Below are 11,741 nucleotides of genomic sequence, written 5' to 3' on the forward strand. Positions count from 1 at the left end.
TATTAAATTTTGAATGTAATTGGCATTATAGCTATTAATCCAGCTCCCCCGCAACAAACCTGTCAGATTATCTGACATTGTTTTTTATCCATAACTCTGTTTCGTGTTCAAAAACCAATGCTCGATTTTCTTTTTGAATGACCCCTTTATTTATAAGGGAAGGACAATGTTTGAAAAAGTCAATTCAAAAACCATGTAAGAAAACCTTACACATTTGTTGTATTTTTAATTTTTCCAATGAAGAATTAGACACAAGCTTAAATTAACAAATTACTTTTATTCATCCGTCGACGGGTATTAACAAAAAAGTGGAAGGGGTTCCTTATGAGTGAACAACCAAAATTAAAAAGAACATTAACATTATGGCAGGTGATTTTCTTAGGTCTTGCCTGGAACACTCCAATGATTTACTTCTCTGTTTTCGGTGTCGCCTTTGAAGGATCCAACGGCTTTCTAACGGCAGCCTACTTCATAGCTGTTTTAGCTGTCCTGTTTACAGGAGCAAGCTATGCCATAATGGCAAAGAAAATTCCGATCGCCGGATCTGCCTATACCTTCGCTAAAAAAGCCATTCACCCTAATGCCGGCTTTCTTGTGGGGTGGGTATTATTATTAAACTATCTATTTGCGCCAATTATTGCTGCTATTACATTCGGTATATTCCTAAACGCTGAGTTCCCAGCTGTTCCTGCCTATGTATGGATTATTGGATTAATTACTTTGCTGGCTGTCATCGCTATTCGCGGTGTAAGTTCCTCCGCCAATATCAGCCGACTATTCGTGATCCTGCAAATCATCTTTATGGTGGTGTTCTGCGCCTATTTGATCTATGGACTTTTAGGAGACGGCGGGCCTGGAAGCCTAGTATCCACTGAGCCTTTTATAAATGTAGACTTATCTCTTTCTGTTGCCCTGGCAGGTGCCTCTATTGTCGTTTTCTCCTTCTTAGGCTTTGATACGATGACCACCTTATCAGAAGAAACCATAAACCCAAAGAAAACTATCCCGAAAGCCATCTTTATCATGATTGCTATTGTCGGCGTTCTGCATGTTGGTACTTCTTATTTTATACAGCTATCGCATCCTGGTTTCACTTTCACCAATCCTGATTCCGCCGCACTTGAACTCGTCAGTATCGTAGGAGGAAGCTTGCTGCGGTCTATATTCATAACTGTCCTGATTGCTGCCATCTTTACCCAGGGACTGGCATCAGTGACCAGTGTATCCAGACTGTTATATGTGATGGGACGAGATTCCATTCTACCCAAAAATTTTTTTGGCTATATCCATCCTAAGTTTAAAACACCTGTAATCAATATCATCATTGCCTCTGTTATATCTTTGCTGGCTATCTTTATCAGTATTGATGATGCGATTCGATTCGTGAACTTCGGAGCTCTAAGCGCCTTTTTCTTCGTAAACGTCTGTGTCATCAGCCTCTTCTTAAAAAACAAAGAAAAGCCCAGATTCTCTCATGTCATAACGAACCTTCTCTGTCCTGTAATTGGCGCTGCCTTTATCGCCTGGCTTCTGGCATTACTTGATATCCCAACCATTATGGGTGGATTATTGTGGATGGCTGCCGGATCGATTTATTTAATCTACTTAACGAATGGATTTAAACTGCCGCTGCCGAGAAGCACGAAGGAAAAGACTGTTTCCGAACAGAACCAGGCGATTTAAAAAAAGTCCTTCTTCACCAATCTTAAAAGGCCAAGCTTTTGTTCTAACTGAACATGGCTTGGCCTCTTTTTGGTTAAAGTCTTCATGAAAAGAGTGTAAACTCGACCGAGATGACTCCAATGAAGGAGATACGTTACATTTTTTTAATAATACGGCTTTCAAAAAAGATAATCGTTCCCACAGATCGGAAATTGTAGAAATGAATATTTCCTGGGAAATTAAAATCCTTTTTTAGGGAATTTTGCCTTTATAGGAGAGTTTTAGCTTGCCTTCGGTATTTTCACATTAAAAAACCAGAGAACTTTTTGTCCGCTGGTTTTTTAAATGAATATATAATCTTCTTAACCCTTACTCCTCATTTTTCAAATCATTCATGTTAAATTCAGATACAGGTAAAGGCGTCACAGGGTCAAGACATAGGATGCCGCAGAAGCACGCCAAATCTACAGTAAGACAAATGCCTGTTGCTTGGAGATTTCTGATACTATTTCCCGGGAAGAAATCGCATATTTTATTTCCCTTGCCACTTGGCCCAGGAGTGGATCCCCCCATAGTTACCGGAAGCAGTAACTCTAGCTGGACACAGCACTCATCTTCATCCACGAATTTTTTCGCACGGAAGATAGGAGTTTCTACACATCGTAAAGCGGTCATACCTGATCCGCCAACAGGAGACTTGAAAATCCCACTTCCAATAAACGGCTCACAATCACCTTTACAATAAAGCGCGAATGGAATGGTTGTCGGACCATTTCCATTACCCGTTGGGGAAAGCAATTCTCTGAGAGAATTTTTACAGCTTGAATTACAGCCATCCATATCAGCTGCTTCATCTTGAGCTCGCACAATCTTTCGAACTGTTTCACAAACACATGCGTCAAAATCTTTTCCTTTTCCACAGCCCATTATTAAATGTCTCCTTATTCATAAATTCGTTACTTAATAATGTATGAATAAGGTTGGGTAATGGTCATACAACTGACTATTTGTTATAAAAATTAGGCAAGTATCCTTGCTTTTCCACTTTTTTATATAGCTATATGTCCATCCACTTTCTCATATTTGTAATATTATATAACAAGAAAGTTTAGGAAGATAAGCCTTGCACAACTTTCTTCACTAATAATTGGAAAGGTACTGTTCACTTTTTATTACAACAGCTTAATTATTTATTGCACGACCGGGAGAAGAATAACAACAGAGTAAATGCCCCTACGCTGTTGTTATTTTAGTTAGAGTTTTACATAGAGAATTTACGGGAAAACAATTTTAATTACCTAATTTATGCAAAAAATATAAGATATTGATTGAACAAGCTGAAAATTATCTTATACTGAAGAATATAAGCACTTGAAAGGACAGTGATTAGGATGCTATACATATGGCATATAGAGAAAATCATTCAAGATACATTGGAAAAGCACAACTTAATAAAGTATATAAAGTATGAAGCCAATAACAAACTCCCTGCACCCATGAGTTTTAACGTTTCCTACAATACGATCACTTTTAATTATCTCGAAGTGAACGGGTATATGAGTAAAATTAAAATAAAAGAAGCGAAAGAGAACTTCGTCAAAATAATGGTTTATCATGAAATTGGCTATTTTTTAACGTTTAGGAAACACAGCCATGACTTAAGGACGCTTATGTATGGAGAAGACAAAGAAGTAGAAGCACTTAAATCTAAAATTGAAGATAACGCCTGGGAATACGGGAGAACGTTAGTGCCTGAGGATCTACTGGATTTATATGATCGAGTACGCGAACAGGATAAGATGCTGATAAAAGGATTATAAAAGGGATCCCGCTAAATTGCGGAATCCTTTTTTTCTATTAATACAATTTCTTAAGTGATTCTTTATCAAAAGGCAGCAAGTCGTTTTCACGGCCTTCACGCACTTTTCTAACCCACTCAGGATCCATCAATAATGAGCGGCCGATCGCGACGAGGTCAAACTCCTCGTTATCCAGCTTTTCAATAAGTCCATCAAGGCTTGTGGTCTCAGCACCGCTGAAGCTTGTGAATTCTCCATTAAGACCAACAGAACCTACTGAAATGACAGGTTTTCCAGTCAGCTTCTTCGTCCATCCAGCCAGGTTCAGATCAGAGCCCTCAAACTCCGGCTCCCAGAAACGGCGGGGGGAACAGTGAAAAATATCGACGCCCGCCTCAACAAACGGCTGAAGGAATTGCTCGAGCTCTTCCGGCGTTTTTGTCAATTTAGCGTTATAATCGTTCATCTTCCATTGAGAGAAGCGAAAGATAATTGGGAAATCAGGTCCGACTTCACGGCGGCACGCTTCAATCACCTCAACAGCAAACTGTGTTCTGCCGACGAGATCTCCTCCATAACGGTCCGTGCGCTTATTGGTCTGCTCCCAGAAAAATTGATCAATGAGATAGCCATGCGCTCCGTGGAGCTCTATTCCGTCAAAACCCAGGTGTTTAGCATCAGCTGCTGCCTGTGCGTAAGCATCCACCAGACCGACAACTTCTTCTTCAGTCAATGGTTCATTTATATCTTTGCCGCCTAGGCTTAACCCAGACGGACCGACAGGCAAGGCTTCTTCATTTGGAAGGTCTCCCTTTTTGCGGGTCATTCCCACATGCCAGAGCTGGGGCACAATTTTACCGCCGGCATCATGCACTTCTTTTACAACATTCGCCCAGCCGTTTAAAGCATCTTCGCCATGAAAAAGTGGTATGCTGTCACCTGACACTGAGCTTGGGTGGTTAATGCCCGTTCCTTCGGTAACAATTAAACCTACTCCGTTTTCGGCACGGCGGCGGTAATAGGCCGCTACGTCTTCTCCAGGCACACCATTTGGTGAAAATCCCCGCGTCATCGGCGCCATTACGGTTCTATTAGATAAACTTAATTTTTCGCTATTAAATGTTTTAAACAAAGATTTAGTCGAAGTTTGTGTATTACTCAATATAGGTCCTCCTCTTTCTTAGGATGTATTAGAAATTATTGCAAATTACCTGAAGAAAGAAAAGAAATCTGTTTATATATCCGCCACACAGCGGAACCCCATATTTCCGGTTGAACTGTCCATCGTATTGGAGCTGCGTGCTGCTACTCGATAGCGATTGCAATAGGAGCGATGGCATAGATAAGATCCTCCTCGCATTACTTTGGACGACTGGCTGTTTAATCGTTTTGTATCAATTTTTCTTTCAGGTGTATTAGTAAACCAATCAGCACACCATTCCCAAACGTTACCTGCCATATGATAAAGCCCATAACCGTTTTGTGGAAAAGATTGAACAGGTGCTGTACCTAAATACCCATCCTCAAGTGTGTTTTCGCTTGGAAAATCTCCCTGCCAAATGTTACAGAAATGTTCTCCGTTTGGCATTAGTTCATCTCCCCATGGATATTTTTTCTGCTCAAGGCCTCCACGAGCGGCATATTCCCATTCCGCTTCAGTAGGCAGCCTTTTACCTGCCCATTCGCAAAAAGCTGCAGCATCATTCCATGATACGTGAATCACTGGGTGATCCAGCCGGTCGTCTACAGTCGAACGAGGACCTTCCGGCTGGTACCAATATGCTCCTTCAACTGCCAGCCACCACGGGGTATTAGGCAATTGCTGGACCTTTTGATTAGTGTTGGAAGAAATAAACTTGTAGAAAATAAACGACCAGCCAAACTGCTCGGCCTCAGTCTTATAGCCAGTGTCTTTTACAAATTCCCTAAAGTCCGCATTGCTTACTGTGTGAGCATCTATGTAAAACGGCTCAACTTTCACTCTTCGTACAGGGCCTTCTCCATCAAAAGGAAAACCTTCTTCGTTATTCGTTCCCATTAAGAATTCTCCCCCAGGCAAGTAAACCATTCTTTCTTTAAATCTAATATTCTTTTCTGCAGACTTAACCTTTTCAGCTGGGCTTACTTTTTTTCTATTATGAAGATCGGATCTGCTGGCTTGGCAGCAAGCACGTTTTTCCATCATGATAGCCTCCCCTTCTATAAGCTTTTTACTGCTACCGTAGTCATTAGTGGGTAATGATCTGACGGGTAACTGCCTTTAATAGAACTTCTATCAATCTTTGTATTTATAATCTCAAATTCTTTCGTACAGAAAATATAATCAATTGGCTCTCCTGCCGTACCCCCCTCAAATTTATGAAATGTGCGCCCTGGCTGTCTGTCAATCCCTTTGTATGCGTCCTTCAAGTCAACTGTTAATCCATTCAGTGATAAGATCCCGCGTAAAAACTTAATAACTTTATCACTTGGTTTGCTATTTAAGTCTCCAATTAATAGGGCCGGTATTTTGTTATTTAAATAATGGCTGCTAAGTTTCTCCCCAATCAATGATATGCCATTCTCTCTTGCTAATGAGCTTACATGATCAAGGTGAGTGTTATAAACCACAAATTCCTTAAAAGACTCCTGTTTAAAGCGAAAGTGTCCCCATGTACATATTCTGGGAAAATCACTTTTCCAGCTAATACTGCCCGGCACATTGGGTTGTTCTGACAGCCAAAACTGGCCCCATTTTACACAATCGAGTTGTTTAACGTTATAAAAAACGGGGCAGAATTCATCGGCCATTCCCCCTTTTCTTCCTTCCCCAAACCACTGGTAATCAGGCAGGTCTGCTTCTAAATCTCTTATCATGTGTATCAAAGCTTCCTGGGCTCCGAAAACGAGAGGCTGATGCGCATGTATGATTTCTGATACTTTTCCCGCTCTATTCTGCCAGGAATTCTCTCCATCCTGAGGAAGATCCACCCTTAAATTGAATGTGCCAATTACAAAATTCATATTTCACACCTTCTTTCTGTAATGATTAAAAGGACCAACTATTCAAGTAGTTGATCCTTTCAATCTTTTATCGTACAAGGCGGTCTGTAAAAAAGGACATGCCGCGTTTATAAGCGGTCAATCCGTAAAGCATTGAGCTCCAGTCAATTAAAGTAACCTTAGTTGGATACCATCGGTTCGGCAGTTCTAAATGCCACCATGAGTAACGATGCAATCCATATCGATAAGCAGCCTTAAGCTTTCTTTCATCTTCTTTATCCTTACTATTTTCATAGGTATCAAATGGAAGATGAAGGTGATACAAAGCGTATAAATCATAGATACCAGAAGGGTTAACAGGTAAAAATCCGGCCACAATATAGGCCGAGGCTATATCCCCCGGGGAATTGTTAATTTGGTCCGCATGGTAACCCCCGTGCAGCCCATCATTTGGGCCAGCTCCATACCCCCACACATAAGAAGGGACATCCTCAAGTTCTTTCCATTTTAACTGATCGGCCAAGCAGGCATTTTTATAAAATTCCCGGTATACTGGGCTTTCGGCATATTCAGGCACAAGATAAAAGGGAAATTGGTGAACAAATGAAGATAGAAATGATTCTTGACCATGTTTTCCATTGGTATCGGTAAGTACGGGAATATCCCGGTAGTGGACTTGGGGTAATTCTTCCATCTTCTTTTCCGAAAAGTTTTGGTGCCACAAGTCTTGAATCTCTTCATTTTCCGGTTGTCCCAGCAGGGCCAGGCGGGCAACTAATACATATTCATTATAGGCGGGAAGCGGCATAACTCCTTCTCCATCTTTTACGACCATATTAATCGAGCCGTTGTCTTTATCAGCTGCAACGACATTCCAGTCAATCTCTCGTAACAGCTCATAGGCGTTGTCTTTTATCCGAGGATAAGTTTCTCTAAAATGCTGACCTGCAAATAGAGCACCGGCTACCAATAAGGAAGTATCAATCGTCGATATTTCAGATTGTAAGTTTTTTCCTGTTTTCATATCGACAAAGTGAGCAAAAAAGCCGGTTGTTTCATCACGTGCCGGCTGGCACCTTTCATTTTTACCGAGGACCGTATTTAAGGTAACCATTACCTTCTCTGCTGCATCCGTCTCCCAGCCTTCCATATCAGCTGTACAAAGACCGATCAGCCCCACTCCAGTAGCTGCAATGGAACATTTTTGTTCTGGATTTTCCTCGAAGGTCTTGTAGCTATCTGCATATAAACCAGTCTCGGGATGACGAGACGCATCCAGCAAACGATAGGAAGCTTCATACTGACGATCAAAAAAATCCTTGATATGAATGGGTAATTTATTATAGAGCTCTGTTGTTTGAAGCAAAAAAAACTCTCCCTTACCGTTATTGATTATAAATCTTGTGAAATTTTTGATGACGTGCTTCCAAGCGGTCGGCGGCTTCATTCCGCCCTCCCCTGCGGAGTTTTTCGGCATAGCCCTGATAATCCCCTCTTGTATGAAATGGGCCGCCTTCCTGAATTACATTCCACATTGGATCGGTAGGAGAATCAGAAGATACCATCTGCTCAGCAACCCACTCGTCTAACAACCTGAGTCCTTTTCCGACGACCTCCGGTTTTTCGTTTACTAGATTCGTCGTTTCATGAGGGTCTCTTTCAATATCAAATAACATCAAGTCAGGGAAATCCTTCAGCCCATCGTGATACGTTCTGATTAACATCCAGTTATCAAAACGAACCCCACGCTGACAGCTCCAAGCTGCCTGGCTTACCACTAGATACGGACGGCCGCATTCTTCTCCCTTTGTAACTGCAGGCAGAAAACTAGTTCCATCCCAGCGCTCCCTCTGTTCACCTCCAACTAATTCTGTTAAAGTCGGTCCAAGATCAATTTGATAATGAAAATCTTCATCAACGTATCCTTTTTTTAAATCCGGCCCTGACATGATCAGCGGGATTCGGCTTGTAATATGATCAGCGGTCTGGTGATCGCCATACACATTCAGTTCCCCCTGATTCTCGCCATGATCCGCCGATATGATAATTGTTGTCTCTTCCAGCATTCCTTCTTCTCTTAATGCTTCAAGAAGTAATCCGATGTGGTCATCTACATGTCTTATAGCCGTATCATACCCATCGATCCATCTCTTAAAATCTTCTACAGAAGCTATTTCCTGCGGCAAATTAGGCCACTGGTTTCTTTCCGGTATTTCTCTTGCACTCATCGGCCCGTAACTTTCCCGATGCTGTGCTATGATTTCATCTGTCAGCCATTGTGGAGCTGGATCATCTTCAAATGGATTGCCATAATCCTCAGGCGTTCGGTAAGGAGTATGAGGATCCCAAAAATTAAGGTATAGAAACCAATCTTCTTTCTCCGTACCTCGTCCTTTAATCCAACGTAAGGCTTCTGCTGAAACGTCGCCTGCTGTTTCTCCAGCATGCTTGCCAGTATCATGCATTTCGAGAAACCCTTCTAATACGTTCCATTTTGCGTGCCGGCCAGGGAAGGGACTGATCATAGCCGTATGATGACCTTTAAAACGAAGCTCTTCTACCCATGCTTGATATAGACTATGGTGATGATTGAATGGCCGGTCTGCCCCGATTGGCCGTACATCCGCATCTAACCCCCCATGGTTAATCGACCCGGTGTGGATGCCGAACCTGGAGTTAAATAAGGCATTCCTTGATGGAGCACACGGTGCGTCAGAAGCATAATAATTTGTAAACTTTACACCTTTTTCAGCAATACTGTCTATGTTAGGGGACGTATGGCGATGGTATCCGTAAGTTCCAAGGTGATCAGGACGTAAGGAATCAATATCAATATAAAGGATTTTCATTTAGATCTTCCTTTCTTTATTTAACAGTTATTGAAAGTTTACAGTTAATTGATCGTCTACTTTTGCGTGTTTTCTTGACAGCAAATAAGTCACATCCCCACTTTGCTGGACAATATAACTATCATTTGGAATTACTTTACGGTCTGTCCTTAACGCGATAACATCTTCTGGTTGAGTTAGGCGGAAATCAATGGCATCTGTATGAACATTAATGACCTCTGCAGTAGAATATTGAATTTTTACATCTCCAAAAACTATATTAATGGGAAGCATTAATCCTTCTTTCGATTGCAGCTCAAGCTTCCTGCCTTCTAATAGTTTTTTTCCATTTTCATAGATGTGCATCTCTTTATCAAAGCCGTCCAAATTAAGAATGTGAATAAATCTTTCTTCCTGTTTTGAAGCGGTGGAAGTCATAAAGACGCCGTGATATTTACTATCATTGGTCAATCCCGCCTTAGCGCCCAGCTTCTCTAATGCCTGTTCAAATAGGTTGATGTCGCAAGGATAAGGTGCCGCTATTACGATAGCTCTTCCTTTCCCCACTTTAGTATCAAAGCCGCAGGGTTCATCTGTTCCATATACTTTAAAGATAGGGTCCCCTTGCTGGAACATTTCAAAGACTTGAGCTTTATGCACACGGGTTTCCGCTCGTCCTTCAGCCCACCTGTCTCCATATACGGATAAATCAAAGTCCTGATCTGCAAGCCGCATTCCAGCTGCCTGCACTCCCATAGAATTTGCCAGAAGATCACAAGGATGACCTTCCATATCGTAGGCAGGCAGCTCTCCATATAAAAGCACACTGCCTCCATTTGTTAAGTAAACGACTAATTTTTCTTGAATATCCTCGGCCATATAAAGGGCTGATGGGACAGCTAAAACAGGGGTCTTTACTGGATCAAGAGGCTTGTTCTGAATATCAACAGAACCATATCTATAGCCAGCCAGAAGCATGGCCCGAGCCATGTTTTCCCACGATGCAGTTGAACGGTTAGCCTCTAGATTTTGATAAATCTCTCTCATCTTACTGCTGCCTGGATAGCAGGACTCCGTCATATAGTAATCAGGTATAAAAGCAAAAGAGACGTTATCTCTTTCTTCTTCCATGACCGCCAGCTTATCGGAAACAGCCATTAAAGTTTTAATGGAGCGTGCCATTCTCAAAAACGTATAATTCAACTCACCTTCTGGACTGATAGGGGCCGCAAAACCGTGCCGCTCGCCGGTGGAAGCAATTCTATCATTACCATCACCGCGTCTTTCACTTAGACGATAATTTCTACCACCTGTCATTAAATAATAATTAATGAGACGATTTCCTTGGGCGATACACATTCTTGCTTTAAAATCAGCTGCTGAAGGATCCAAACGACCACTGAAATTATTGCCAAAATTTCCATCCCCACAATTAAATTCCACCGAGGTCAACGGCTGATCCGGGAGGTGAACAGCATCCATAAAGCCATTTATTAAGTAGAGATCCTGAAAGGACTGCATATCTAAATCTCCAAAATAAATATCCGATCCTGATAAATAGCCGGGTGCTTGGGTGTATGATTCATACAACTGGCTGATCCCGATTGGGTACGTAAAGCCTCGTCCGCCGCCTGTCCCATGAATATTTACAATAAAAGGCACGTCTTTCACACCGAATTCTTCCGCATATTGCCTTAATTCAGCGATGTATTTAGCAAATCGGGCTCGCATATAATAACCAAGATCCCAGTGAAGTTTTGTAACATAACTTTCTTTTGGAGAACGGATGGATTTATGACATTCGGAGGAATGATCCAGTGCAAATGGATAACGTTCCATTAATGACATTTTGTCATAGCGGTCTTTTAACCAGACCACGAAATCTTGAAGCACATTGTCTGTTAAGTCAGGGCAATTACTTACCCAGGAAAGCATCCCCACTTCATTATCAAGCTGTATTCCTAGAATGTTCCCGCCGTTAGTTTGCAGTCTGGGTACTGTTATATCCATGACAGCTGCATACCATTTCTTTGTTTCTTTTAAAAATTCAGGGGCCATATAATCGAGTGTTTTGGCGAGCGTTTTCTTACCGTCCCATGTAATCGGGATTATTTCAGGGTGCTTTTCAATCACCCAGTAAGGAATTCCTTCATTTTTCATCTCCGCCATAATAAATGGACCGGGACGCAAGAAAAAGTAAAGGCCATTTTCTGCACAAAGATCGATAAACCCTGCTAAATCCAGCTCAGGTCTTGTCTTCCCCTCTAAATCAATGTTATTTTCCACTTCTTCATGACAAAGCCATGGTACATAGGACGCCACAGCATTACACCCTGCATCTTTCAGCTTATCAATGCGATCCTGCCATTCCGATCGATTAAGACGAAAATAATGGATTTCACCACACATAATGATTTGTGGTTTCCCGTCAATGATAATCTGCTTGTTCACGATCTCGATCATTTGCTGC

At 41.7% G+C, this 11,741-nt stretch carries 9 protein-coding genes; 2 read left to right on the plus strand and 7 right to left on the minus strand.

Going from position 1 to position 11,741, the window contains the following annotated elements; all coding sequences use genetic code 11:
• Positions 1-324: 324 nt before the first annotated feature.
• A complete protein-coding gene (locus HUS26_RS13275; RefSeq protein ID WP_173917613.1) occupies positions 325-1,683 on the plus strand; it encodes an APC family permease in 1,359 nt (452 codons plus the stop codon).
• A 348-nt stretch (positions 1,684-2,031) separates the two neighbouring features.
• Here HUS26_RS13275 and HUS26_RS13280 read toward each other — a convergent pair whose 3' ends face one another.
• Positions 2,032-2,589: a CotY/CotZ family spore coat protein gene (locus tag HUS26_RS13280; protein WP_173917614.1), complete on the minus strand. Its 558-nt coding sequence runs from the start codon at positions 2,587-2,589 to the stop codon at positions 2,032-2,034.
• A gap of 464 nt (positions 2,590-3,053) precedes the next feature.
• On the opposite strand from HUS26_RS13280, the gene HUS26_RS13285 reads away from it, so the two are divergent.
• On the plus strand, positions 3,054-3,482 hold the full coding sequence (locus tag HUS26_RS13285) for a hypothetical protein (protein ID WP_173917615.1): 429 nt from the start codon (positions 3,054-3,056) through the stop codon (positions 3,480-3,482).
• Between the two features lie 37 nt (positions 3,483-3,519).
• On the opposite strand, the gene HUS26_RS13290 is transcribed toward HUS26_RS13285, so the two are convergent.
• The 6 genes from HUS26_RS13290 to HUS26_RS13315 form a co-directional block, all read right to left on the minus strand.
• Positions 3,520-4,623: an NADH:flavin oxidoreductase gene (locus HUS26_RS13290; RefSeq protein WP_173917616.1), complete on the minus strand. Its 1,104-nt coding sequence runs from the start codon at positions 4,621-4,623 to the stop codon at positions 3,520-3,522.
• A 72-nt stretch (positions 4,624-4,695) separates the two neighbouring features.
• Positions 4,696-5,643 carry a formylglycine-generating enzyme family protein gene (locus HUS26_RS13295; protein WP_173917617.1) on the minus strand — a complete coding sequence of 316 codons (948 nt, stop codon included), beginning with the start codon at positions 5,641-5,643 and terminating at the stop codon, positions 4,696-4,698.
• Between the two features lie 17 nt (positions 5,644-5,660).
• Complete coding sequence (locus tag HUS26_RS13300) at positions 5,661-6,464, minus strand: endonuclease/exonuclease/phosphatase family protein (protein ID WP_173917618.1); 804 nt, start codon at positions 6,462-6,464, stop codon at positions 5,661-5,663.
• A 67-nt stretch (positions 6,465-6,531) separates the two neighbouring features.
• A complete protein-coding gene (locus HUS26_RS13305) occupies positions 6,532-7,809 on the minus strand; it encodes a hypothetical protein (protein WP_173917619.1) in 1,278 nt (425 codons plus the stop codon).
• Positions 7,810-7,828: 19 nt separating this feature from the next.
• Positions 7,829-9,292, minus strand: coding sequence for a sulfatase (locus HUS26_RS13310; RefSeq protein ID WP_173917620.1), 1,464 nt, complete (start codon positions 9,290-9,292; stop codon positions 7,829-7,831).
• 27 nt (positions 9,293-9,319) lie between these two features.
• Positions 9,320-11,734: a beta-galactosidase gene (locus HUS26_RS13315; protein ID WP_173917621.1), complete on the minus strand. Its 2,415-nt coding sequence runs from the start codon at positions 11,732-11,734 to the stop codon at positions 9,320-9,322.
• Positions 11,735-11,741: the final 7 nt, after the last annotated feature.

The sequence above is a fragment of the Halobacillus sp. Marseille-Q1614 genome (assembly GCF_902809865.1).
Taxonomy (GTDB): Bacteria; Bacillota; Bacilli; order Bacillales; family Halobacillaceae; genus Halobacillus_A.

Coding starts and splice junctions, on each gene's coding strand:
- HUS26_RS13285 (WP_173917615.1), top strand. CDS start 3,054: ATGCTATACATATGGCATATAGAGAAAATCATTCAAGATACATTGGAA.
- HUS26_RS13275 (WP_173917613.1), top strand. CDS start 325: ATGAGTGAACAACCAAAATTAAAAAGAACATTAACATTATGGCAGGTG.
- HUS26_RS13310 (WP_173917620.1), bottom strand. CDS start 9,292: ATGAAAATCCTTTATATTGATATTGATTCCTTACGTCCTGATCACCTT.
- HUS26_RS13280 (WP_173917614.1), bottom strand. CDS start 2,589: ATGGGCTGTGGAAAAGGAAAAGATTTTGACGCATGTGTTTGTGAAACA.
- HUS26_RS13295 (WP_173917617.1), bottom strand. CDS start 5,643: ATGGAAAAACGTGCTTGCTGCCAAGCCAGCAGATCCGATCTTCATAAT.
- HUS26_RS13300 (WP_173917618.1), bottom strand. CDS start 6,464: ATGAATTTTGTAATTGGCACATTCAATTTAAGGGTGGATCTTCCTCAG.
- HUS26_RS13315 (WP_173917621.1), bottom strand. CDS start 11,734: ATGATCGAGATCGTGAACAAGCAGATTATCATTGACGGGAAACCACAA.